Genomic DNA, 24,248 nt, shown 5'->3' on the forward strand with positions numbered 1-24,248 from the left:
GCCATGAATAGTATAGCACAAACCAACCAATCGGAGAAACAACTTTCCGAGAAAATGCAATATTTTCTCCGACGTTACCACGTCAGTCGCATTCTTCGTTCTGCAAACGCCTACAAACTCCGCGGCCTCCCTGTTCTAAGCATCTTTATCGTCGCCTTTTCCACCATCTTCGCACAGCGGTCCTTCTTCATGCAGATCCACCTGCAACCCGGCATTATCCCCTTTGCCAAGGACATGTTCTACCGCTTCATGAATTCCTGCCATATCCACTGGCGCAGATTCACAACAACCCTCGCTGCCACCATCATCCAATCGACCATCGCTCCCTTGACAAGTGCGGATCGAGTCAACGTCCTCATCCTCGATGATTCCGTCTATCATCGCGCCCGCTCCAAGAAGGTCGAGCTTCTTGCTCGTCTTTACGACCATGCCAAAAAGGAATTCTCCTACGGTTTTCGTATGCTCACACTCTGCTGGTCGGATGGAAACACACTCCTGCCAGTCAACCATACACTTCTTTCCACCGAGAATCCAAAGAACCGTCTTAGGGCATCCTCCAGGAACGTAGATGCCCGCACCAATGGCGCAAAACAACGGAAACTGGCACAAAGGAAAGCAACCAAGGTCATGGCTGCGGCTCTTGCAGGAAGCAAAGGAGGCGGCGATTCCTGCGCGTCACGTCTTGTTCGATACGTGGTTCTGCTCTCCAGCCTCTCTTTTGTCCATCCATGCACTTGGCTACGAGGTCGTTGCGATGGCAAAGAAAACGGAAAAGATCCATTACCTCCATGAAGGCGTGATGCAGGATGTGAAAGCAATCTACCGGAAGCACAAGAAACGGCGCGGACGCTCGAAGTATCTGTTGTCGGTAGAAGCTGCTGTACGCAAGGGGAACGAATCGCTCCCCGTACGTCTCGTTTTCGTCCGCAACCGTAACAATCGAAAGGACTGGCTTGTGCTGGTGACAACGGATATGCACCTTACGGAGGAAGAAGTGATTCGTATCTACGGGACGCGTTGGGGGATCGAGGTGTTCTTCAAGGTGTGCAAGAGCTATCTGCGCTTGGAGAAGGACTGCCGCGCAGTCTCGTACGATGCCATGACAGCGCATGTATCCATTGTGTTCACACGGTACAGGTTTCTGACAGTGGAGCAACGTGAATCCAAAGATGAACGAAGATTGGGAGAGCTGTTCTACCTGCTGATGGATGAACTTCCAGATATATGCTTGGCAGAAGCAGTACGGCTTCTTGTGTCGCTCTTTGCCGAACGATTGCAAGAGCGGACGATGCTTGATGAACAGAAGGTACAGGCACAGTTGGAAGGTTTCTTATCCGAGTTGCCGTCGCTGGTGTCAAAAAAACTGCAAAAATGTGCATAATGAATCTGTTTTTTTTTAGCTACAATGCCGTATTTTCCAAGCCTTGACGAGTATTTTTGATGTGCGAAGTTTGAGCATTCTTAGAAAAAAAGCTGCAATATATAAACTACGCCAAAAAGCAAAACTGCCCATTTCAAAACGGTTATTCCATCTTCAAGAATTTTATATCTATTCCTATTTATATCTCTATTCGTATCAACAATTTTCTCATACTGGATATACGCTAGCATCGAAGCATTGTCCTTGCCTAAAGTGATTTGATAAAAAATATCACGCATATTAATTTTGGCATAACCATTAATAGATGCCACTGTCACAAACTTAAGCAGCCCAATAAAAATTCCCGAGACTGCCAGAACCAAGATGACATATAAAGCATAGAAATAAACCTCCCCTTTATCAGTTACAATATGAATTATATTATTTGCATTATTAAAAATAAATACAATAGTTGCCATAGTTAAAGTAATAAATATCCCTGTCCGACTATCAATACTTTTTTTCTCATCATTCTCTACATCATATTCTTTTTTTACAATATCCAGCAGAATATCGATTGAATCATATTTACTTTTTCTCATCTCAAGAGAAACTATCCCATTAATATCTAGCATTATGCTCATCCTTCCTTTTCTATCCCATCATTCCCTACTCCAGCCACCTCAGCACTCGCTCCACCACTCCCAGCAAACTCCCGCCTTCATACCGCACGCCTCTAAGCCTTGCCCTTTTCGCACATTCCATATCGCTTTCGCTATCGCCGATGAGGACGGCTCGCATTCGATCAATATGGTACTTCGCACAGGCGGCGTCGATCATGCCCGTAGCGGGTTTACGGCAGTTGCAAGCCTTCGTGTACTCTGGAATCTTTCCTTCCGTATGATGGGGGCAGTAAAAGAGGGCGTCCAGGTGAGCGCCCTCTTTTTTCAGTTCCTCGTTCATCCAGTCGTGCAGGCGGCGGACGTCTTCTTCTGGGTAGTAACCGCGTGCCACGCCCGATTGATTCGTGACGACGACAGTGAGGATGCCGCACTCGTTGAGACGGCGAATGGCGGCGGGAGCATCGGGCGTCCAGATGAAATCCTCGGGTCGATGCAGGTAATGAATATCGACGTTCAGCGTGCCGTCACGGTCAAAGAATACAGCGGAGACGCCCTTATTCTTCATAGCGGAAGTAGCCTCCGTCCTCAAGGAAGTCGACGTATTCCTTGACAGCGGCGCGGAAGTCGTGGAAGCCTCCGTCGTAGCCAGCCTTCAGGAGCTGCTTCGGGTCGGCTTCAGTGAAGCTCTGATACTTGCCTTTGAGCACTTCGGGAAAATCGCGGTAGCCGATATAGCCCTTGCCCAAGGCAGCAATGACAGCATCAGCGGCTTCGTTGTAGGTATGTGCCTTGCCCGTGCCGCAGTTGTAGATGCCGGACGGCCCCTTGTTTTCCCAGAACCAGAAGTTGATCTTGACGACATCCTTGACGTAAATGAAGTCGCGACGCTGCTCGCCGTCGTCGAAGCCGTCCGTGCCGCGAAACAGTCGCGCCTCGCCCGTTTCCTTGAGCTGACGGTAGAGTTGGTAGAAGATCGACGCCATCTTACCCTTGTGCTGCTCCTGCGGGCCAAAGACGTTGAAGTAGCGCAGACCGACGATCGGGCTGCGGCTCTCGCGCATGACCTGTCGCACATAACGGTCGAAGGCGAGCTTGCTGTAGGCATAAGGATTCAGAGCGTCCTCCGCCGCGTCATTCTCGGTGAAGCCGTGGCGGCCTGCACCGTACGTCGAGGCGGACGAGGCGTAGAGGAACGGCACGCGGTGCAGCAGGCAAAAGTGCAGCAGCGTCTTCGAATATTCGTAGTTGACCTTCATCATGTAGTTGACGTCGTACTCCATCGTATCGGAGCAGGCGCCTTCGTGAAATACAGCGTCGATGTCACTGCCGCCGAATTCGTCATCTTCGATGCTCTCTAAAAAGTCATCCTTGTGACGGTAGTCGATGAAGTGAAGTCCGCGCAGGTTCTTGTAGTTCTCCCCATCCTTGAGGTCATCGACGATGAGGATGTCGTTCCTGCCCTTGCGATTGAGTTCCTTGACGATATTGCTGCCGATGAATCCGGCGCCGCCTGTGACGATGATCATGAAGATCCCCTCTCTCTTTTCATGCAAGGCGCGTGCGAAATGCGCCCTTCAAACTCATGCTTCTTCGCGCGGCAGTTTCCGCAATTCTTCCTTCAACTCCTCGCGGCTCACGGCGTAGGTGCCGAGCTTTCTTACGACAACACTTGCGGCGAGGTTTGCAAGGAAGGCAGCGTCCCTGCCCTTGAGTCCGCCCGCAAGGCCTGCGGCGAGGACGGCGATGACCGTATCGCCCGCGCCCGATACATCGAAGACCTCCTGCGCCCGCGTCGGAATATGCACCTCTTCACCCTCGCGCACGAGCGTCACGCCGCTTTCCGAGCGCGTCGCGAGCACATTCTTGATGCGATACTTGCGCATGATGTAGTGGGCGGCCTTGAGCACCTCAGCATCCGTATTCTTGATGGGGTCGATGAGAATCTCGTTGATTTCCTTGACATTCGGCGTGATGTAGTCAGCGCTGCGATACTTCGTCCAGTTCGCGCCCTTGGGATCGATGATGACGGGGACGCCATGCGCATGCGCTGCTTCGATGATCGCCGTCGTCGTAACTTCGCTGCACGTTCCCTTCGCATAGTCGGAAACGACGATAGCGTCGATGCTCTCGGCGAGCTTGCAGCGCACGAAGGCGAGAAATTTGTCGATGTAGATCTTCTCAAGCGGCTCCGTGCTCTCGAAGTCGAGCCGCATCATCTGTTGATGGCCGCCGATGATGCGCATCTTTGTCGTCGTCGGGCGGTTCGTCGGCACGAGTCCCGCATGGTCGATGCCGTTTTCCACGAGCTTTTCCTTCAAGGAGCGGCAATGGTAGTCCTCACCGACAAAGCCCGCGAGAAGCGTGTCGCAGCCGAGAAGCGCGAGGTTGTGCGCAACGTTCGCCGCACCGCCGAGCGTCTCCTTCTGGCGCGTGATGTGGTTGATCGGCACGGGCGCTTCGGGCGAGATGCGCGTGACTTCGCCGTAGTAATATTTGTCGAGCATGACGTCGCCTGTGACGAGAATCCTGCAGCGAGAAAGACGTTCCTCGACGAGGGCGAGCATTTTTTCGATGTCCATAGAAAGCTCCCTTCCAACGAGATGATTTCTCTTATAATTCTACAACCTTGCAGCGATATTGTCCATCGTGCGCGGGGATGCTGCCGACTTTATTTTCATACTCATGCAGGAGTTCCTCCGCATAGCGCAGCACCTCCTTGACGGGGATGTTCTTCATGCACGCCATATTTTCTTTCCCCGCTCTCGGACATTCATGCTTGCCACACGGATGGCAGGCTTCGGGCGTCTTCAAGAGGATGTCCTTGGCATCGTAGGGGTAAAACCCCGGCACGGGGCTTGCGCCGAACATCGTGACGATGGGCACGTTCATCGCGACGCCGACATGCATAGGGCCGGAATCCGTCGTGATGAAGAGCGCACATTTCTTGAGGAGCGCCGCAAGCTCGGCGAGCGTGACGCGTCCCGTGAAGGTCTGCAGCATCGCATGATCGCCGTGGCGCATCTTGGCACGGCAGGCACGGACGAGTTCTTCGTCCATCGGGCCGCCGAAGAAGGCGACTCCATAACCCCTTTCCAGAAAATAATCGGCGGTTTGTGCAAAATAGTCGTCAATCCAGCGCTTCGTCTTCCAACTCGCGCCGATGTTCAAGGCAATGACCTTCGCTCCCGCAGGAAAGGCGTCCTGCCAGAGCTTTGCCGCGCTTTCTTCCGCGCCTTCAGGCAGCCACATCTCCAAGCCGGCATCGTCGATGCGCTCGATGCCGACGGCTTCTTGTAGCACGTCGAAGTGGGAATGGATCTGATGCTTGACCGCCTTCTTGTTTTCCATAACCTTGTCGAAGAAGGCGGAAAAGAAGGGCTTTGCATAGCCGACGATGCGCCCTGCACCCGAGAAGGCGGCGAGCGCCGAAGCGCGCTCGTTGCGGTGCAGGTTGATGACGAGGTCGAAATGCTCGCGGCGAACGCGGCGGATAAAGTGCAAAAAAGCGAGCGGATGATTATCCGCTCCCTTCTTGTCGAGCAAAAGACAGCTGTCGATATGCTTGTTGCAGACGACGAGATCGGCGAGCTTCTTGTCTGCGAGAAGCGTGATGCGCGCCTTCGGGAAGTTCGTGCGAAGCGTCCGGAGGACGGGCGTCACAAGCATGAGATCGCCGATGTGCATGAGGTTGATGACGAGGATGTTGTTGTAGTTTTTCTGCTGCATAAATGATTCCTTTATCGCTTTTGCATCGACTGCTGCAATATCCATTTGACGGACTGCAATATGCGCTCTGGCGGGATACTGCGAATGCAATCCGTTTCGGGAAGCAGCCCCGTTTCGGCATCCCTCTCTTCAGCAATCACGATGTCGTATTCGCCGCGCGGTCCCCAGACTCTCGGGTCACCCGTACTGAAAATATCCAACGTGGGGCAATGCACGGCTTGAGCGATATGCGCAGGTCCCGTATCAACAGTGACGAGCAAATCCGCTTTCTCCAAAAAAAGGGCAAGTTCCTGCAAAGTAAGTGTCCCGGCAATTACCTGCACTCGATTGCTCCCAGTCGAACGAGCGATGACCTCCAGACCTTGTGCGTCGTTCTTTCCACCAATCAGATACACCTTGCGGTTCTTCGCAGCATCCGCATCGGCAAAAAATTCCCGAAGGAAGCCGCTTACTGTCTCTTCACTGAGATTTCGGCGCTCGTGTCTGCCGAACGGGCAAATCGCAATATACTCACACGCAAGCAATGCAAGTTTTTCCGCTTTCTGTGCAAAGGAGCGCTTCGCCCTTTCAGGCGGTTCACATACAAGGCTCAAATTGCGGGTTGCAAAGCCCAGCGGTACAAGCACACCGAAATGATTGATCGTTTCGTGCTGCACCGTCGTCCGTATCGCCGAAGCCTTATGTGTAAGGAAAAAGCCTGCGTGCTGCGCATCATAACCCAAGCGAATCTTTATGCCCGCCAAAAAGGCGACGATCGCGCCCCGCGTCGCGAAATTCATGCAGATCGCCATGTCGAAATTCCTGCGGCGAAGTCTTCTGCCTACAGAAAACATACCGAGCAGCCCCTTGTCCTTCCCCTTTTTATCATACATCATGACGTCATCGACAAAGGGATTCATCTCCGCGACTTCCGCAGTCAATGGTACAGTGAGCATCGTGATGGCAGCACCAGGGCACGCTTCCTTGACTGCACGGATTGCTGGAGTCGTGAGGATCACATCGCCGATAAATGCAAGATTGATGACAAGTATTCGCTTTAATTCTGCAAAGCGGATCGGTTTCGCTGCTTTCACCGTGCCAAGACCTCCCGAATCTTCTCCTTGACTTCCTCGACAGAAAGAATCGCGAGGCAGTCGAGTCCCTTGGGGCATCTCCTCTTCCAGCACGCTTTGCAGGAGCGCGGAATCTCCATGGCGTTTTTCTGCTGTCCGTAAGGGCCGTTGCGGTTGGCGTCGGTCGGGCCCATGAGCATGACCGTCTTCGTGCCGAGTCCTGCTGCGAGGTGGACGGGGCCAGTGTCGCCGCCGAGGACGAGGTCGGCGCGCTTGAAGATGTGCGCGAGTTCCTTGAGGCTCGTGTGCCCGACGAGGTTGACGGGCGGCACTTCGGTGAGCGCCTCGATGTCACGCACGAGGCTTTCGTCGAGGCGACCGCCGCCGACGAGTACGGGGATGAGTTTCTCGCTGTAGAGCCAATCGGCGAGAACGGCGAAGTACTTGACGGGCCAGCGTTTATTCGGCCAGTTCGCGCCGATGGCGAGAACGGCGAAGCGGTTGTCTTCATGCACGCCCTCGGCGGCAAGCAGAGCGTCCGCCGAAGCGGCTTCCGCAGGGGAGACGGCAACGGGAAAACGCACCTCATCAACGCGGCAGCCAAGGGCGCGCGCGACGTCGAGGTAGCGCTCGACGATGTGCCCCGAGGCGTGTGTCCCCTTGATAGGGTGGCTCACATAGGCAGAGCCTTCGCGCATGTTCGCCGCGCCAAGACGCAGTTTCGCACCCGATTGCGCGACAATCGCCGCCGACTTGAAGAGTCCCTGCAGGTCGAGCGCCGCATCGTACTTTCTCGCACGAAGCTCATGGCGGAAGGGGCGGAATTCTTCGAGGAAGCCGCGCACGGTGCGAAAACGCTTCTTTTCAAAGAGGATGATGTTGTCAATGAAGGGATTGCCCGCCAAGATGTCATAAGCCGTCGGCTCGACGACCCACGTCAAATGCGCATCGGGAAACGTCTCCTTGATGGCATAGGAGACGGGAAGCGCATGGATGACGTCGCCGATGGCGCTGAGCTTGACGACGAGGATGTTTTTCATGCAGCTTCCCGCCTTTCTCCTGCAAGCCTGTTTCTATCTCTGATGAATCTTCTCGATGATCTTTGTCGTCGAACGCCCGGGCACGAGGTCGATGAAATGCACCTCACCGCCGTATTTTTCGACAATCTTCGCCTCAGGCAAAGTCTCGCGCGTGTAGTCGCCGCCCTTGGCGTAAACGGCAGGGCGCACCTTCTCTATGAGCGTTTCCGCCGTCGGCTCATCGAAGAGCACGACGTAGTCGACGGCGGCGAGCGCACCCACGACCACTGCACGGTCAAGCTCCGTGTTGACAGGACGCGTCTCGCCCTTCAAGCGGCGCACGGAAGCGTCGGTATTGAGTCCGAGCACGAGGCAGTCTCCCAAGGCACGCGCCGCTTCCAAATAACGCACATGACCTGCGTGCAGGATGTCGAAGCAACCGTTCGTGAAGACGACGCGCTGCCCCGCTTCGCGCAGCGTTGCGCAGAAGTCCTCGATCCTTTCCTTCGGTATCAGCATGTGAATCCTCCCCAAGATTTTAGGCAGAAAGCTCCCGTACCTTCCTCGTAAGTTCCGCTGCACTGACCGTCGCCGTACCGAACTTTCGCACAGCGATACCTGAGGCGATATTCGACAGCTGTGCCGCCGTGAGCGGCAAGGCGCCGCCCGCGAGCGCGAGGATAAACGCCGCGACGCACGTATCGCCCGCGCCTGAGACATCGTAAACTTCGCTCTTGTCCGACACGGGAATCTCATGCCTTGCGCCGTCCGCAAGAAAGAGCATCATGCCCTTTTCGCCGCGCGTGATGAGCGCCCCCTTCGCACCGAGTTCAGCAACAAGCTCGCGCGCCGCCTCTTCGAGCGCCTCTTCCGTATCAAGGTGACGCTCGAAGGCGGTGGCAAGCTCCGCGTCGTTCTGCTTCACATAGTCGACGCCCGAGAAGGAGCGCACGCCGTAGCGTGAATCGACAATCGTCGGAACGCCGCGCTCGCGGCAGGCGGCAAGAAGCCGCTCGCGAATCCCCTGCGTGATCGTACCCGAGCCGTAGTCGCTCAGAACGACGGTGTCGACATGCGCCAATGCCGTCAAGAGGCGCTCTTCCAACTCCTCCGCGAGCACAGAGGAAAGCGGCTCACGGCTCTCCTTGTCGATGCGCACGATCTGCTGGCTGACCGTCGCCCTGCCGCCCGCGATGACGCGCGTCTTGGAAATCGTCGGTCGTTCAGAAGTCGCCAGAAGTCCCGCCGTATCGACGCCCGCGCGAGAGAGCACCGCGGCAATGCCCGCACCGCCCGCGTCTTTGCCCAAGATGCCGAAGGCGCATACCGCGCCGCCCAAGGTCGCGGCGTTGTGCGCGACGTTCGCCGCGCCGCCCGCGACAACGCGCTCGCCCATCTCCTCAAGTACGAGTACAGGCGCCTCCCTCGAAATGCGCGAGATGCGCCCGTCGAGGTAGATGTCGGCGACCATATCCCCGAGGACGAGCACGCGCGTGCCCTTCAAGCAGCCCACCGCCGATGCTGGATCATTTATCGATGCTGCCATTTCCACACTCCTCCGCTCACCACGGCGTGAAGTTCAAACGGACGCTCCAACTGTCGCGCTTCGCACGGTAGCGCGTGACGAGCTGCACACAATGCATATCATGATACCAATAGTAATCGACATCACCCAAAGTGCGGCGATCAATGTCATACGCCGTACCGCAGACGAAACGGTCGCGCTCCGTCAGCTGATAGCTGAATCCTGTATAGAGCGCACGATGGTAATCCGCCACATCGTAGTAGAAGAGCGAATTTCCCGCATAGACCTGTGCGTAGCTGTACTTTCCATAGGCCGCCAACCGGTCGTTGAACTTCTTCACGAGCGTAGCCGACCAACTGAACCCCGAAATCCTCGACCGATCGTACGATTCCTTCGTCACGGAATAATCCGCCGCAAACGAAAGCGCCGCCCCGTTCCCCAAGGGAATCGGATCGTGGTAGACACCGATCTTTCCATAGGTGTGCGTACTCTTGATCCCGTCGTTGTACCAGCGTCCGTGGTCTGCCTTGATTCCCCAGCCGATCGGCACATCCTTGAAATGGTAACCGAACTCGTAATGCAGGCTTGGCTCACGGCGAATCCACCTGTCATCGTTGTCCTGCCAATAGCCATACTGCAGGCTCAGCGTTCCATAGTGTCCACCATAGCGAAGTTCCGCCTTGCCATGCACGCCTTTCTTCGTCGATACCAAGAGTGTCGGGATAAAGTCCAGACGCTCCGCCACAGGAAGCGTGAAATCCTGCTCGATGATAAGCCCATCCGACTTCGTGTACTTCACCGAAGGGAAGGGCGGCATATCCTTATGATCTGGTCGGATGTCCGCCGTATACTTGTCGCGATGACCGACGCGCGTCTTCTTGAGCCAGAAGTCGCTGTTATAGAAGACGATCTTGTCGTTCGGATAAATCTCAATGCGCTCAGCGCTCACGCTGTAGTCGGGCGTCTTCGCATGACATTTCGTCGCGCGTCCCTCGTGAATGATGACCCTGTCGGGATAGACCTCGATGCGCTTGCCCGAGATGTACTGGCGATTGACCTTGCCCGAAGCGTCTTCCACCTTGCCGATGCCCGTGCCATAATTGTAAGAGAGCTTCCAGCCATGGACGTCCACGCGCGCCATGCCCGGCGTCACCTGCAGGATATGCGCCTCGTTCTCAACAACAACGTCCTGCGTAAGAGCGTTTCCCTTGATCTCGTCGGAAAGCACGCGGCGATTGTCGATCTCCGTAACCTTCACACTGCCTCGCGCGAAGAACTCGCCCGTCACCTGGTCATAAAACAGTTCGTCGCCCTCGAAAGCCGTGGGCAGAGGCTTCAGGTGGTCTTCCATGGGCTGGCGCAGATGCGCCTGCATCGCTGCCGTATCTCGGACGAGCTGTTCCTGCGCTTCCGACAGGCGATTCTCCCTTGCCGCACGCCGCTCGTTTTCGATGTAGTCGAGGACATCCGCCGCCGTATCTGTCGACGAATGGTACTCCGCAAACGCCGCCGAAGGCAGACAGGATGCCGCAAAGGCTACGGTCAAAAGGACAATTCTTCGAGGGAAAACGCACCGAACCATCATCTTCATGAAATTTCCTCTCACTTTTCCGTCGTCGGTATCGCATAGAGGATGGACTCATCCTGCGTCTGGATGAAGAGTTCCGTCCCTTCCGGCAATTCAATGTTCTTCCCCTTGACGAACGCGCCGCCAATGATGCCGATCGGCCCTAAGATCAGCATACCCGCAACACTCGCGCCGGCAGCCATGGCGTAGCTCTTCATCTCCTGCTTCGATTCCTCGCCGACGAACGTCTTTACCTCTGTGCCGTCCATCGCCTTCGTCGTATGGAAGTCTACGTCGATTTCCGCATCGCGGCCGAAGTTGCGCGCCTGCGTGACCTTTTTCACTGTGCCCACGCCCGGCTGCCCTTTGGCGAATACGAGCATGCCACCCTGCACGACATCCTCCGCGACCTTGTAGCGGATGGTATCTCCCGCTTTGAGGTTCTTCGCGTTGACCTCCTGCGTCAAGGCGATCTTGAGCACCGTGTTCTTCGGCACGGTCACCTGCTCAAGCGGCACGCTGTAGCCGCCGAAAGCCGCTGTTCCGAGATCTTGGATGCGCTTCTTGTAAGTGCCTGCGCTCGTCTTTCCTGCGACCGCCATCTCCATCTCCGTCACGCGCTTATCCACCGCCTTGGGGCTGACCTCGTGCATGAGTCCCCATTCGACGGCATTGAGCTGCGTCAAGAGGCCGGGCCCTGTCGTGTTGTCGTAGATGTCGTCGTAGACGATATTGACGCGATCGAGCATGGATCCTTTGTTGTGTTTGCCGAGATAGTCCTTCTCCAAATGATTGATGCGATCGAGGAACGCGCCCGTCTGCTCTGCGCCCCACGTCTCCGTCTCAACGGCGGCGAGCTTTCCCTGCACCGTCTCCTCTGCGGCACTCGCCATGCCAACCTGTGTCACAAAAAGCGCGGCGCAAAGAGCCGTGCTCATGATTTTTTTCAAGAACATGGAAGTTCCTCCTTTATGACAGCCATGAATTTCCATACGAAATAGAATTTCTCTTATGCCTTATTCTGCAAACAGCGGGGAAATCCTCCCTTAAAAGTCCACTAAACTCGCATAAGCGCGTATTCCTCTGTCGAAAGACGATCGACACATCCCCTTGCATTTTCCCACCCGCTATGCTATCTTAAGAGTCGCGAAGATGATATCCTCAGGGAATCGTACTTCGCTGTATTTACCGTGCAGGCGCGAGCGACGCCCGCCCTGCTTCACACCCTGCCACAAATGAATACCGCAGCGGTAAACATCTGCTTAGATCCCTCGGGACTGAGACAGCAAGGTTTCGCACAAGATTACAGCGCACACGGTACATAGCCGTGACGGTTCTGCATGCACTTCGGCCTTTCTGTCTTTTGGCAGGAAGGCCTTTTTGATGGGAGGAATCCATTTGCAAAACATCGGCCGCTTCATCGTCAAGAACATGGTCTGGCTCGTCGTCCTCGTCGGCGCGGCGGGCGCGGTCTTTCCTGCGTCGCTCTCTTGGATTGCGCCGCAGGTGCCGCTTCTCCTGGGGATCGTCATGTTCGGCATGGGCATGACGATCGAGCTCAAAGACTTTCGCCATCTGGTGCGCCACCCGTGGGATGTGGGCATCGGCGTGCTCGCGCAGTTTACCATCATGCCGCTCGTCGCCTATCTCCTTACCCAAGCGTTTTCCCTGCCGCCCGATCTTGCCGTCGGCGTGATTCTCGTCGGCACCTGCCCGGGAGGCACGGCATCAAACGTCATCACCTACCTTGCCAAAGGCGACGTGGCCCTGTCGGTCACCATGACTATGGCGACTACGCTTCTCGCCCCCTTCGTCACACCGTTTCTGACGCTCCTCTTAGCGGGTGAAGAGATTGCCGTCAATGCTCCCGCGATGATGCTCTCCATCGCCGAAATGGTGCTCCTTCCCGTCCTCCTCGGCGCGGCACTCAACCATTTCTTCCGCCGTCGTGTCGCGTACGCGCTGACGGTTCTGCCGCTCATCTCCGCCCTGCTCGTCGCCCTCTTGGTCGGTGTCGTCGTCTCCATGAGCGCACCGCGCCTCACTGAGGTCGGGGCACTCGTCGCCCTCGCCGTCGTCCTGCACAATGGCTTCGGTCTCGCACTCGGCTACGCACTTGCCGGACTGCTTGGACTTTCTGCAGCGAAACGACGCGCCATCGGCATCGAAGTCGGCATGCAGAACTCCGGCATGGCGGCATCGCTCGCGCTCCTCTACTTCAATCCCGCCGCCGCGATTCCTGCGGCGCTCTTCAGCGTCTGGCACAACATTTCCGGCTCGCTTGCAGCGAACTGGTTCACGCGCCATGATGCCGACGAAAGCGAGATTTCCGCCGATGTTTCCCTCTGACAAGCCACAGGAGGCAATCCGATGAAAATCCTGACCACACCGAAAGAACTCCAAGCCTATGCGCAAAGCGTCAAGAACGCAAAGGAAACGATCGCCCTCGTACCAACGATGGGAGCACTCCACGCAGGGCACCTCTCACTCGTCGAAGCGGCGCGAAAGAGTGCCGACCGCGTCATCGTTTCCATCTTTGTCAACCCCGTGCAGTTCGGCCCGAACGAGGACTTCGCCGCCTACCCGCGCACCTTTGAAGCCGATGCGGAAAAGCTCGAAGCTGCGGGCGTCGACGCCGTCTTTCACCCCGCCCCCGAGACAATGTACCCCGCAGGCTATGCGACCTATGTCGAGGTCACGGGCACGCTCACAGAAAAACTCTGCGGTGCGAAGCGTCCCGGGCACTTTCGCGGCGTGGCGACCGTCGTCTTGAGGCTCCTCTTGCTCTCGCACGCAGACTGGGCTTTCTTCGGACAAAAGGACGCGCAGCAAGTCGCCGTCCTGCGCCGCATGGCTCTGGATCTCGGCGTCGCGGCCGAGATCGTCATGGCGCCCATCGTGCGCGAAGCATCGGGCCTTGCGCTCAGCTCGCGCAACACCTACCTATCGCCCGATGAACGCACCGCCGCCCTCGTCCTATCGCGCAGTCTGCGAGAAGCACGCGATGTCTACGAAACAGGCGAAAAGCGTACGAAAGTGCTCAAGGAGATCACCGCCGTTGAGCTTGCAAAAGAACCCTTGGCAAAGATCGACTATGTAGAGCTTTACTCCTTTCCGGAGCTTGAAGAAATCGAGACAATCGAGGCGCGCGCGCTCCTCGCCGTCGCCGTATACATCGGCAAGACGCGCCTCATCGACAATATCATCTTGGGGGAAGAAACATGCTGCTGAACTTGATGAAATCCAAAATCCATTGTGCAACCGTCACGGAAGCGAATCTCGCCTACATGGGCAGCATCACTATCGATGAAGCGCTCATGGAGGCAGCGCACATCCTGCCGCACGAACGCGTGCAAGTCGTCAACAACAACAACGGCGCACGCCTCGAAACGTATGTGATCAAGGGCGCACGCGGCTCCGGCGTCGTATGCCTGAACGGAGCTGCCGCACGCTGCGTGCAGCCCGGCGATATCGTCATCATCATGTCATACGCCATGATGATCGAAGAAGAAGCGCGCGCCCACACTCCCATCGTCGTCATGCTCGACGAAAGGAATCAGCCAAGAGAAGTGCGCGGCGCAGAAGAGCACGGCACGATCGCATAGCGAATGACAGCTGCATGCCGCACCTTCTGAGCAGAAAACTCCCTGCGAGGACAAAGTTTTCCATCGCAGGGAGTTTTTTCTCTTCCAAAGCCTTTACAAATCAAGGTAAGTTATGATACCATAAAGTTCGTTATTTTATATACTATTGTCCTTTGACAATGGAGGTCATCTTATGGAAAATCTTATCCCTCTTCTCAATTCCATCGATTCGGTGCTTTGGGGACCGCCGCTCATCACCCTGCTCGTGGGGACGGGCATCTTCCTGACCGTACGCCTGCGTCTCCTGCAGGTCGTGCACCTGCCGCTCGCGCTCTCCTTAATCTTCCGCGCAAGGAATCGCGGCGAAGGCGACGTGTCGAGCTTCAAGGCTCTGTGCGTCGCGCTCGCCGCGACCGTCGGCACGGGCAACATCGTCGGTGTCGCGACGGCGGTCAAGGCGGGCGGCCCGGGCGCGATTTTCTGGATGTGGATGGCGGCCTTCTTCGGCATGGCGACGAAGTACGCCGAAGGACTGCTCGCCATCAAATACCGCACGACGGACAGCCACGGCGACATCGCGGGCGGCCCGATGTTCTACATCGAAAAAGGTCTCGGGCGCTCGTGGCGTCCCATGGCAATCTTTTTCGCGTGTGCCTGCGTGCTCGTCGCCTTCTTCGGCATCGGCACCTTCCCGCAGGTCAACGCCATCGTCGACAGCGTCGAGATCTCGTTCGGTGTGCCGCGCTGGGCGACGGACTTCGCCATCACGGCGCTCATCGCCGCCATCACGCTCGGCGGACTCAAGAGCATCGCGCGCGTCGCCGCCGCCATCGTTCCCTTCATGGCGCTTTCCTACATCGCGCTTTCTCTCGTCCTCATCGTCATGAACATCGACGCCTTGCCGCACGCCATCGCCCTCATCCTGCAGAGCGCTTTCACGGGCGAGGCGGCCGTCGGCGGCTTCGCCGGCTCGACCATCATGATGGCAATGCAGAACGGCATCGCGCGCGGCGTCTTCTCGAACGAATCGGGACTCGGCTCCGCGCCCATTGCGTCGGCCGCCTCGAAGACGAAGCGTCCAGCTGAGCAGGGCCTGATCTCCATGACGGGCACCTTCATCGACACGATCATCATCTGCACGATGACAGGGCTAGCTCTCGTCCTGACGGGCGTCTGGTCGGGGGATACGGCGGGCGCCGCCATGACGAGCGCCGCCTTCTCGGTAAACTACGGCGCAATCGGCAGCCACCTTCTGACGATCGCCCTCGTGCTCTTCGCATTCACGACGATCCTCGGCTGGAACTACTACGGCGAACGCGCAATTATCTACCTCTTCGAGCGCAAGGGCGTGCTGCCGTATCGCCTGATTTTCATCGCACTCGTCGCCTCGGGCGCATTCTTGAAGCTCGAAGCGATCTGGATCCTCGCCGACATCGTGAACGGCCTCATGGCGATTCCGAACCTCATCGCGCTCCTCCTGCTCTCAGGCGTCATCGTGCGCGAAACGAAGCTCTACATGGAATACGTCAAACGCCATTCGAGAATCAAGCACTCGTAAAATTCGAACCGAAGCAAGAAGCGCCCTCGTGATACCAGAAACGGATGGTATCGCGAGGGCGTTTGTTTTTAACTCAGAAGATCAGATGCGCGACCACGTAGCCTACGCAGCAGCCGGAGATGACCCCGATGAGGCCGGGGATCATGAAGCTGTGGTTCAGCAGATACTTGCCGATGCGCGTCGTGCCCGAACGATCAAAGCCGATGCACGCGAGGTCAGAAGGATACGTGGGCAGAAAGAAGTAACCATAGCATGCAGAGATGAACGACATGATGAGCACGGGGTCGACGCCGACGTTGAGCGCCATCGGCACGACGATGGCGATGGCCGCCGCCTGCGAGTTGACAAGCTTCGACGTAAAGAAGGCTATGATGGCATAGGCCCACGGGTAAGCCTGCACGGTCGTGCCGAGGAAGTCCTTGAGAATCGCCATGTGTGCGCTGAAATACGTGTTTGCCATCCATGCGACGCCGTAGACGGAGAGCAAAGCAACCATACCTGAGCGGAAGACCTGACTGTTGCCAACCTCCTTCGCCTTCACCTTGCAGAAAAGGAGGATGGCGGCAGCGATCAGGAGCATGATCATCTGGATGACCTCGGTCATGTCGATCGCCTTCATCTGTCCAAGCTTATCAGGAAAGTGCGGCAGAAGATTGGGATCGTTACCAAGGATCGCGATGACGAAGATGCCAAAGAAGAAGATGAACATCGCATGGTAATACGATCGCGGCAATTCCTGCCCCTGCAGACTCTCCGAATCGCCGTAGACATACTCCTTGTTCTTCGGATCCTTGATGAACTCTTGGAACGCCTCATCCTTTTCCAAATCCTTGCCGCGGCGGTAGCTCCAGAGCGCCGCGCAGACGACGCCCGTCAAAGTCGCTGGAATCGTCACGCCGAGCACCTGCAGCACGGAGACGTGATGTCCCGCCTGTGCCATAAAGGCGATGATGGAAACAACCGCAACGGATACGGGCGAGCCGCATATTCCCATCTGCGCCGCGACGGAAGAAACCGCCATGGGGCGCTCGGGGCGGATGCCCTGTTTGATCGCCACGTCGTAGATGATGGGGAACATCGTGTAGACGACATGCCCCGTGCCGCAGAGCACCGTCAGGAGCCACGTCGTGACAGGCGCGAAGATCGTGACCTGCTTCGGGTTGTTGCGCAGAAGCCTCTCCGCGTACTTGAGCATGACCGTGAGGCCGCCCGACGTCTGCAAAAAGCCCGCGCATGTGACAACTGCGAGAATCGTCAGCATGACGGAGATCGGCGGCACGCCCGGCTGGTAGCCGAAGACGAAGGTGTAGACGGCAAGTCCGATGCCGCTGATGACGGCAAGCCCGATGCCGCCGTGGTGCACGCCGAAGAGCAGACAGCCGAGCATCACAAGAAAGCCGAGAACCATTTCCATAAAGATTCCTCCTAAAATCCCACAGGGCGGCGCAAAAAGAGGCCTTCCCAAACAGCCTTGATCGGGGAAACCAAACTCCTTCCCTCCGTATGGAATTTCAGAAACCTTGCCGATCATATAACACGATTATAATACAATAATCGTATACAGGCAACAAAAAGGGCGCGAAAGCGCCCTGAAGAGGAAGATTTTTCCTCAATACTTGCGATGTTCCTTCACATAGTCGACGGGACGGCTCCAATCGACGTGGACGTCCGTCGCTTCCCAAAGACGCGTCAGAGCTATCTTGAAGCTCTCGACATCGGCTGTCGGGTCGATCATTTCCTTGCTGAAGTCGCGCAGATTCTCGTGCGGCACGCCGATCTCATGCTTCTCGGCCAGATATTCTTCCACGGCGCAACGGCCATCCTCATCATCCAAGACGACGGTCGCCGCCTTCTTTTCCGCATCGTATTCGATGTAACCGAGCTCCTTCTTGTACTGAATCGCTACGCTGTAAGTCGTTGACACGCTTTATCACCTTTCCTTATCTTCGTTTTTCCGCTATACTATATATACGATAGAAAATCCGCCGGCTCAGCGGCAACGTTCTCTCCATTACCACAAAGAAGGTGCTCTTCATGTATTCTGAATACCTCATGCTGCTCCTGATCCTCGCCCTCGGCATCATCGGTCACAATACGACGGTCGCCTATGCCGTCATCATCGTGCTCGTTCTGAAGCTTCTCGGGCTGACGGCAATGCTCGACATCCTTTCCGTAAATGGGCTGAACTGGGGCATCGTACTCCTTTTGGCTGCCATCCTCGTGCCGATTGCGACAGGCGACGTGACCATCGCCAACATGATCGATGCCTTCAAGAGTCCCCTGGGCATAGCCGCCATCGTCTGTGGTGTTCTCGCTGCCATGGCGGGCGGCGGCGGCGTCGAGCTGCTGAAAAATGATCCGCACATCGTCGCCGCACTCATCATCGGCACGATCATCGGCGTGTGCTTCTTCAAGGGTGTCGCCGTCGGGCCTCTGATCGCGGGCGGCATGACCTACGCACTAATGAAGCTTTTCGCCTCTATCAAATAGCTCGCTCACCTCAGCCAAGCTGCATCCCGGCACATTCTCACTACCTAAATCATACGGCCTTCATTCCAGCAATTTGCGCATCGCCTTGGCATTCTCCTTGGCGGTGCGCTTCTTGTCGTAGAGGGCGACCGCCTTGTCCTGTTCTGCCTCATCCTTTGCGAGCACAAGCTCGACGCGCTCGCCGAGGATGCGTTTCGCCTGGCGTAGCACAAGCTCCATTGAGGAATCACTCGCAACGATCACATACGTTCGCGCGAGGTCGCTGTGCGCCGCGTGCAGGAGTTCCGCTACCGACGGGCATTCCTCGCGCCTGCCCGGCACGATGACGTTCGCGCCGAGTTCCGTCAAGCGCAGGCCGCGCGCTGCATCCGACGCGACGGCGAGGAGCGCGACGGGCAGCAGCGACTCATAGTCCGCCGTCAAGGCATGCGCCTCCGCCATGTCTGTCACACGGAACGACTGCAGCTTGCCCCAGCCGATCGCCTGCTCGACGACGGCGCCCGGATGATCGGTGTGCACATGGACGAGCAGGGAGCGCTCATCGTGCACGACGGCGACGAAGCGGCAATCCTCCTGCAGGCGATGCTCGACGTCACGCGCACGCGCCTTGCTTCCGACGATACGAAACGTCACGCAGTACGGGCGCACGAGGTCGCGGCGCGGGTCAGGAATCGAAAGCCGATCTTCTCCCATACCGAGCGACAGGCTCACAGCCGGCGAGACGAAGTGCCCATCGAGTCCCTTCATACAACCCTGCAAAAACGTCTGCATGACGAGCGCACCCGGCTCTTCGCGCTTTTCCTCCGCCAGAGCCTTCCGTCCCTCGTCAATCGCCGTCTGCAGGATCTCTGCGATCGGAAGATTTGCGCGCACCGCATGGTACGCGCCCTTCGCCACTGCCTTGGCGGCGGCGACAAGCACCGTTTCCACTGTCGGAGGCAGTACGCGCTGCGCGTAGAGAATGCCGTACTGGAACGCCTTGCCGAATTCTGACGAAGTCGCGTCATTCTTTCCCGACAGCCCCTTCGCGATGCCGCGCAGGAGCTGTGCGAGCACGACGCCCGACGTACCTCGTGCGCCGAGCACCGCCGCACTCGCTACACGCCTCGCAAGGCCACCGATGCTCTCATCTTTCACGTCGACGAGCGGCATGACCGCCGCGCCCATCGTGCGCAGCACATGCGTACCCGGAAGTGCTGAGCGCTCCCCCTGCCTCTTTCTTGAAAGCGCGTCAATGCCCTCATATTCCAGAAGAAACTCCCCGTAAGCGCCGCTCAACATGCGTTTGAAATCGCTTCCCGTAATGACTTCTCGATTGCCCGTCATAGGATCCCTTCTCTCCATTCAAATAATTTGTAGAAAATTTCCTGCAAGAAACAGGATTCTTTTATAGTATTCGCGAAATAAGAGAATTAACCTTCTATAAAACCTCAATAAATCCATTTCCGCAATTAATTTACCATGAAAGTCCAAGAAGTCAAGCCCAGAGGGCGCAGACGGATCGGCTCTTTCATGTAAGGGCGGCGCACAACGTCCACGAAGCGGACGTTGTGCGTGCAGTTTAGCGCGAAAGGCGCAGGAGAAGCACTGGCAAATGCCTGCGCCGTGCGGAAGCGAGAAGAGCAAAGGAGTCATTCGATGCCTAGAACAAGAAAGACCTCGGCGAAAACAAAAGAACTGAAAGGCCTCGCCACGGAAGCCATTGTTTCCGAAGCCGCCTCAGGCGAGAGCATCCCTCCAAGCGAAACGGAAACTGCGGGGACGCAGACCTCTGCACTCTCCGCACCGGATGCGGCAAAGACACGAGAAGAAACCGCTGCCAATGCAAACGATACGGCAGCGATCGTCGCAAAGGACGAAGCGAACAACGCTGCAAATGAAGCGCCTATCGATACGGTAAAACCCGCCGCCAAGAAGCGCGGCAGGAAGCCCGCCGCCAAGACGGCAACGAGGAGCACGCGCGCCAAGAGCACGCAAGCCGCTGCCAAGAAGACGACGAAGCGCACCGCCAAAAAGAATACTGCCGAAACCACGACTGCAGGAACGAAGAAGAAGCCGCACGGCGAGCCGATCTTCGCGCTCGACATCGGCACGCGCAGCATCATCGGCATCGTCGCTGAAAAACTCGACAACGAGCAGATGCGCATCCTCGCGACCGTGCGCCGCGAGCACAAGACGCGCGCCATGCTCGACGGCCAGATTCACGACGTGCCGCAAGTCGCCGACCTCATCCGCGAGGTCAAGCGCGAGCTGGAAAAGACGACAGGCCCTTTGAAGTCCGCCTCCGTCGCAGCTGCCGGCCGCGCCCTCTACACCATGACCGCCGAAGCCTCCGTCGAGATCAACGGCGTCATCACCGACGAGCAGCAGCGCGCCCTCGACTTCTCGGGCGTGCAGGCAGCGCAGGCGAAACTCGCCAGTTCCAAGGACATCGAAGACCCTGGTCGCTACTACTGTGTCGGCTACAGCACGATCCAGTACACGCTCGACGACATCCCCTTGAAGAGCCTCGTCGGTCAGCGCGGCAAGATCGCCAGAGCGACCGTCATCGCCACCTTCCTGCCGCGCCAGGTCATCGACTCCATGCAGTCGGCCCTCAGGGACGTCGGCCTTGAGATGCACGCGCTTACCTTGGAGCCGATCGCCGCCATCAATGTCCTCATTCCGCCGACGATGCGCCACCTAAACCTCGTGCTCGTCGACATCGGCGCAGGCACGTCCGACGTCGCCATCACGAAGAACGGCTCCATCATCGCCTACGGCATGGTGCCCCTGGCGGGCGACGAGATCACCGAGGCCATCAGCCAGCGCTACCTCCTCGACTTCAACGTGGCGGAAGAAGTCAAGCGCAACGCCTCCGCCGGACGAGAATCAAAATTCACCGATATCCTCGGCACGGAATACGACCTCGGTCCCTCCGACGTCATCGGACCGATCATGCCGAACATCCAGAACCTCGCCGACTCCATCGCACGTCAAGTGCTCGAACTCAACGGCGACTCGCCGCAGGCCGTCATGCTTGTCGGCGGCGGCTCACAGACTCCGGGACTCGCCGCGCTCGTATCAAAAGCTCTCTCCGTGCCCGAAAACCGCGTCGCCGTGCGCCATCCTGAGAGCGTCATCGGCGTCGAGGCCATCCCCGAAGAGCTGCAGACGCCCGATGCCGTCACGCCCTTAGGCATCTTGAAGATTGCCTCGATCAACCTGCTGCACTTCCTCTCCGTCTACGTCAATGAGCAGGAGATCAACCTCTTCAACTTCCGCGACCTCACCGTATCCGACGCACTTTTGAATGCCGGCATCCAACTCAAGAAATACAACGGCCGTCCCGGCCTCGGACTCATGGTCACGGTCAACGGCGAGAAGAAATTCTTCCCCGGCTCGCTTCCCTCCATGGCAATCCTGAAGCTCGACGGCGAGGACACGACGCTCGACGCCCTCGTCAAGGCGGGCTGCCGCATCACCGTCGCCCACGGCAAGGACGGCGAGACGCCCGAAGTGCGCCTCGCCGACGTCCTGCAGATCGAGCCGGACTTTCCGCTCGAAATCAACGGCAAGGAGACGCACATCCACCAGGCCGCCTACGTCAACGGCGAAGCCGCCGCTCCCGATCGCCTGCTCGCCGACAACGACATCGTCGAGAGCAAGGAACCGCGCACCTTGGGCGAGGCTCTGAAAGCCGCCGGCTACCCGCCGACGGGCCGCAAGATCCGCTACACGCTCAACGACAACAACGCACAGTACGTCGTATCGCCCGAAATCCTGCTGAATGACGCACCCGCGACGATCTCCGAGCCGATTCACGAAGGCGATCGCATCGAATATCAGATGACGGCAGAACCAAAGCTCAGCGACGTGCTCGACATCTCGCGCCTGCAGGCTGCCGTCACCATTACCTACAACGATCAGGAATACGAAATTCCTTCCGCCTCCCTGGAACTTGAGGTCAACGGTCACAAGGCGTCGCCCGGCACCTACCTCGAAGACGGCAGCGTCGTCTACTACAGAATTTCCGAAAAAAAGGCGACGACCGTCAACGAAGCTCTGCTCGCTGTCGGCTTTGAGCCGCCGCCAGCCACGAGCCGCGTCAGCGTCTCCATCTTCGTCAACCGCCGTCCCGTCGTCTTCACCGACCCCATCAAGAACGGCGACCGCCTCGACATCGTTATCAAGCCCCTGCCTGCACCTACAACTCCCGCGAGCTTCAGCAACATCCCAGGCACAGCCGCGCAGTCGTAAAGCGGCGCGCAGTCCGCACGCGGCGAAACCCTCTGAAACTCCCCCTTGCCACGCCTATCAATCTGTGATACAATACTTTGCGTAGTGTTCGCGGGCATAGTTCATCGGTAGAATACGAGCTTCCCAAGCTCGGGAGGTGGGTTCGATTCCCATTGCCCGCTCCATGCGAGTACCTAGAGCTGTCGGAAACGGCAGCTCTTTTTGTATAGAACTCGCACACTAAAATGCAGGCTTTGTGATCATTTCGCACCGCATTTGCCAGAACCCAACCAAGCCTCAAAAAGGAGCAACCCAATGAAGCAGACAGAAGTTCCGGCATCGTCTCGTGATGCCAAGCATTTTTACTGGAAGCTCTTTTCTTCCACCTTCGTCATCAGCGCCGTCACCATCGGCGGCGGCTTCGTCATCATCCCGCTGTTGAAGGCAAAGTACGTCGACGAATACGGTTGGATTGACGACAAAGAGGCTCTCGACATGGTCGCCATCGCGCAGTCCATGCCGGGCATCGTCGCCGTCAATGCCTGCATCATCCTCGGCTACCGCATGGCGGGACTCGCAGGCTCCTTGACGGCGCTCCTCGCGACGGTGCTGCCGCCCCTCATCACGCTTTCTGTCATCGCTCGCTGCTACGACGCTTTTGCCAGCAATCCGACAGTGCAGCTCGCATTGAAAGGTATGCAGTGCGGCGCGACAGCTCTCATCCTAAAGGTCGCCATCGACCTCTTCATCAAGCAGGCGAAGACGCGCCTCCTGCTGCCCATGGCAATCGTCTTCGCGACTTTCATCGCCAATGTGTTCTTCGATGTCAACATCATGCTGCTCGTCATCATCGACGGCATCATCGGCCTCGTCCTCATGCAGGACAGGAAATTCGGCTGAGGGGGCGCAATCATGATCTATCTTCAGCTCTTCTTCGAATTTGCCAAGGTCAGCATCTTCTGCGTCGGCGGCGGCTACGCTTCCATGCCGCTCATTCAAGCCGCCGTCGTCGATGAACGCGGCTGGCTGACACTCGCACAGTTCATCGACATCTTCACGATCTCACAGATGACGCCCGGCCCTATCGGCATCAACGCTGCAACCTTCGCAGGCATGACGGTCGCGGGCACTGGGGGCGCCGTGGCAGCGACGGCAGGCTTCGCCTTCCCGTCGCTGATCCTCGGCATTGCACTCGCCAAGCTCTTCTTCAAGTATGGCGACATCGGCTCAATCCGCGGCATCTTGAACGGTCTGCGCCCCGCCGTCATCGCTCTCATTTGCGGCGCGGCGATCGACTTCATCCTGCTCGCCGTCTGGAACACGGAGAGCCTTCCCACAAGCTTTGATGCAACCGAATGGAGCAGCATCGTCATCATCGCTTTCGCTCTGATCGCCATGCACTACAAATATGGCGTCATCACGATCCTCGCCGCCTCCGGTGTGCTCGGCGTACTCTTCGGCATATTGAAGAACGGCAGCATGTAGTCAACCATAAGAAAAGGCACTCGCCGTACCGAGCGAGTGCT

24 protein-coding genes and 1 tRNA gene are annotated in these 24,248 nt (G+C 57.4%); 11 read left to right on the forward strand and 14 right to left on the reverse strand.

Annotated elements, in window-relative coordinates; translation table 11 throughout:
- Both HMPREF1153_RS13255 and HMPREF1153_RS11645 read left to right on the forward strand, forming a co-directional pair.
- Nucleotides 1–792: transposase (locus tag HMPREF1153_RS13255; protein ID WP_369791807.1), on the forward strand; the 792-nt coding region annotated here is incomplete at its 5' end.
- The gene (locus HMPREF1153_RS11645; protein ID WP_369791808.1) at nt 683–1,381 is read left to right on the forward strand and encodes an IS4 family transposase; all 699 of its coding nucleotides are present in this window, start codon (nt 683–685) and stop codon (nt 1,379–1,381) included. The genes HMPREF1153_RS13255 and HMPREF1153_RS11645, both read left to right, overlap by 110 nt.
- Nucleotides 1,382–1,461: 80 nt before the next feature.
- On the opposite strand, the gene HMPREF1153_RS11650 is transcribed toward HMPREF1153_RS11645, so the two are convergent.
- The 11 genes from HMPREF1153_RS11650 to HMPREF1153_RS11700 are packed head-to-tail and all read right to left on the reverse strand — an operon-like array spanning nt 1,462 to nt 11,828.
- Nucleotides 1,462–1,995 carry a hypothetical protein gene (locus HMPREF1153_RS11650; protein WP_009647191.1) on the reverse strand — a complete coding sequence of 178 codons (534 nt, stop codon included), beginning with the start codon at nt 1,993–1,995 and terminating at the stop codon, nt 1,462–1,464.
- A 34-nt stretch (nt 1,996–2,029) separates the two neighbouring features.
- Nucleotides 2,030–2,548: a D-glycero-alpha-D-manno-heptose-1,7-bisphosphate 7-phosphatase gene (locus HMPREF1153_RS11655; RefSeq protein WP_009647195.1), complete on the reverse strand. Its 519-nt coding sequence runs from the start codon at nt 2,546–2,548 to the stop codon at nt 2,030–2,032.
- Entirely contained in the window at nt 2,538–3,509 is a 972-nt protein-coding gene (gene rfaD, locus HMPREF1153_RS11660; protein WP_009647168.1) for an ADP-glyceromanno-heptose 6-epimerase, read from the reverse strand. Before rfaD ends, HMPREF1153_RS11655 begins: the two co-directional genes overlap by 11 nt.
- Nucleotides 3,510–3,563: 54 nt before the next feature.
- Nucleotides 3,564–4,562, reverse strand: coding sequence for a D-glycero-beta-D-manno-heptose-7-phosphate kinase (gene rfaE1 / locus HMPREF1153_RS11665; RefSeq protein ID WP_009647184.1), 999 nt, complete (start codon nt 4,560–4,562; stop codon nt 3,564–3,566).
- Nucleotides 4,563–4,593: 31 nt separating this feature from the next.
- A complete protein-coding gene (locus HMPREF1153_RS11670) occupies nt 4,594–5,709 on the reverse strand; it encodes a glycosyltransferase family 9 protein (RefSeq protein ID WP_009647183.1) in 1,116 nt (371 codons plus the stop codon).
- An 11-nt stretch (nt 5,710–5,720) separates the two neighbouring features.
- Entirely contained in the window at nt 5,721–6,782 is a 1,062-nt protein-coding gene (locus HMPREF1153_RS11675) for a glycosyltransferase family 9 protein (RefSeq protein ID WP_009647177.1), read from the reverse strand.
- Nucleotides 6,779–7,801 (reverse strand): glycosyltransferase family 9 protein, encoded by a 1,023-nt coding sequence (locus tag HMPREF1153_RS11680; RefSeq protein WP_009647179.1) that lies wholly within the window; start codon nt 7,799–7,801, stop codon nt 6,779–6,781. The genes HMPREF1153_RS11675 and HMPREF1153_RS11680 overlap by 4 nt, the downstream gene beginning before the upstream one ends.
- Before the next feature lie 33 nt (nt 7,802–7,834).
- A complete protein-coding gene (gene rfaE2 / locus HMPREF1153_RS11685) occupies nt 7,835–8,299 on the reverse strand; it encodes a D-glycero-beta-D-manno-heptose 1-phosphate adenylyltransferase (protein WP_009647201.1) in 465 nt (154 codons plus the stop codon).
- Nucleotides 8,300–8,318: 19 nt separating this feature from the next.
- Nucleotides 8,319–9,326, reverse strand: a complete 1,008-nt coding sequence (locus tag HMPREF1153_RS11690) for a bifunctional heptose 7-phosphate kinase/heptose 1-phosphate adenyltransferase (RefSeq protein ID WP_009647163.1) — start codon at nt 9,324–9,326, stop codon at nt 8,319–8,321.
- A 16-nt stretch (nt 9,327–9,342) separates the two neighbouring features.
- A complete protein-coding gene (locus HMPREF1153_RS11695; protein WP_232208301.1) occupies nt 9,343–10,851 on the reverse strand; it encodes a Tat pathway protein in 1,509 nt (502 codons plus the stop codon).
- Between the two features lie 56 nt (nt 10,852–10,907).
- On the reverse strand, nt 10,908–11,828 hold the full coding sequence (locus HMPREF1153_RS11700) for a hypothetical protein (protein ID WP_009647186.1): 921 nt from the start codon (nt 11,826–11,828) through the stop codon (nt 10,908–10,910).
- A 427-nt stretch (nt 11,829–12,255) separates the two neighbouring features.
- Here HMPREF1153_RS11700 and HMPREF1153_RS11705 point away from each other — a divergent pair, with 427 nt between their 5' ends.
- The 4 genes from HMPREF1153_RS11705 (at nt 12,256) to HMPREF1153_RS11720 (ending at nt 16,014) form a co-directional block, all read left to right on the forward strand.
- Nucleotides 12,256–13,221, forward strand: a complete 966-nt coding sequence (locus HMPREF1153_RS11705) for a bile acid:sodium symporter family protein (RefSeq protein ID WP_009647170.1) — start codon at nt 12,256–12,258, stop codon at nt 13,219–13,221.
- Nucleotides 13,222–13,242: 21 nt separating this feature from the next.
- Nucleotides 13,243–14,103, forward strand: a complete 861-nt coding sequence (gene panC / locus HMPREF1153_RS11710) for a pantoate--beta-alanine ligase (protein WP_009647193.1) — start codon at nt 13,243–13,245, stop codon at nt 14,101–14,103.
- Nucleotides 14,094–14,477, forward strand: coding sequence for an aspartate 1-decarboxylase (gene panD / locus HMPREF1153_RS11715; protein WP_009647165.1), 384 nt, complete (start codon nt 14,094–14,096; stop codon nt 14,475–14,477). Before panC ends, panD begins: the two co-directional genes overlap by 10 nt.
- A gap of 172 nt (nt 14,478–14,649) precedes the next feature.
- Nucleotides 14,650–16,014, forward strand: coding sequence for an alanine/glycine:cation symporter family protein (locus tag HMPREF1153_RS11720; protein WP_009647190.1), 1,365 nt, complete (start codon nt 14,650–14,652; stop codon nt 16,012–16,014).
- Nucleotides 16,015–16,087: 73 nt separating this feature from the next.
- On the opposite strand, the gene HMPREF1153_RS11725 is transcribed toward HMPREF1153_RS11720, so the two are convergent.
- Nucleotides 16,088–17,428, reverse strand: a complete 1,341-nt coding sequence (locus HMPREF1153_RS11725) for an anaerobic C4-dicarboxylate transporter (protein WP_037370715.1) — start codon at nt 17,426–17,428, stop codon at nt 16,088–16,090.
- Nucleotides 17,429–17,623: 195 nt separating this feature from the next.
- Nucleotides 17,624–17,938: a hypothetical protein gene (locus HMPREF1153_RS11730; protein ID WP_009647164.1), complete on the reverse strand. Its 315-nt coding sequence runs from the start codon at nt 17,936–17,938 to the stop codon at nt 17,624–17,626.
- A 110-nt stretch (nt 17,939–18,048) separates the two neighbouring features.
- Here HMPREF1153_RS11730 and HMPREF1153_RS11735 point away from each other — a divergent pair, with 110 nt between their 5' ends.
- Nucleotides 18,049–18,504 (forward strand): DUF441 domain-containing protein, encoded by a 456-nt coding sequence (locus HMPREF1153_RS11735; RefSeq protein ID WP_009647197.1) that lies wholly within the window; start codon nt 18,049–18,051, stop codon nt 18,502–18,504.
- 60 nt (nt 18,505–18,564) lie between these two features.
- Here HMPREF1153_RS11735 and HMPREF1153_RS11740 read toward each other — a convergent pair whose 3' ends face one another.
- Nucleotides 18,565–19,830 (reverse strand): DAK2 domain-containing protein, encoded by a 1,266-nt coding sequence (locus tag HMPREF1153_RS11740; RefSeq protein WP_009647178.1) that lies wholly within the window; start codon nt 19,828–19,830, stop codon nt 18,565–18,567.
- A 312-nt stretch (nt 19,831–20,142) separates the two neighbouring features.
- Here HMPREF1153_RS11740 and HMPREF1153_RS11745 point away from each other — a divergent pair, with 312 nt between their 5' ends.
- The 4 genes from HMPREF1153_RS11745 to HMPREF1153_RS11760 all read left to right on the forward strand — a co-directional run bounded on the left by HMPREF1153_RS11745 (nt 20,143) and on the right by HMPREF1153_RS11760 (nt 24,207).
- The gene (locus HMPREF1153_RS11745; RefSeq protein WP_037370717.1) at nt 20,143–22,743 is read left to right on the forward strand and encodes a cell division protein FtsA; all 2,601 of its coding nucleotides are present in this window, start codon (nt 20,143–20,145) and stop codon (nt 22,741–22,743) included.
- Between the two features lie 90 nt (nt 22,744–22,833).
- A tRNA-Gly gene (locus tag HMPREF1153_RS11750) sits at nt 22,834–22,907 on the forward strand.
- 130 nt (nt 22,908–23,037) lie between these two features.
- The gene (locus HMPREF1153_RS11755; RefSeq protein ID WP_009647181.1) at nt 23,038–23,622 is read left to right on the forward strand and encodes a chromate transporter; all 585 of its coding nucleotides are present in this window, start codon (nt 23,038–23,040) and stop codon (nt 23,620–23,622) included.
- Between the two features lie 12 nt (nt 23,623–23,634).
- Entirely contained in the window at nt 23,635–24,207 is a 573-nt protein-coding gene (locus tag HMPREF1153_RS11760; protein ID WP_009647176.1) for a chromate transporter, read from the forward strand.
- Nucleotides 24,208–24,248: the final 41 nt, after the last annotated feature.

Source organism: Selenomonas sp. CM52 (assembly GCF_000292955.1).
Classification (GTDB): domain Bacteria; phylum Bacillota; class Negativicutes; order Selenomonadales; family Selenomonadaceae; genus Selenomonas.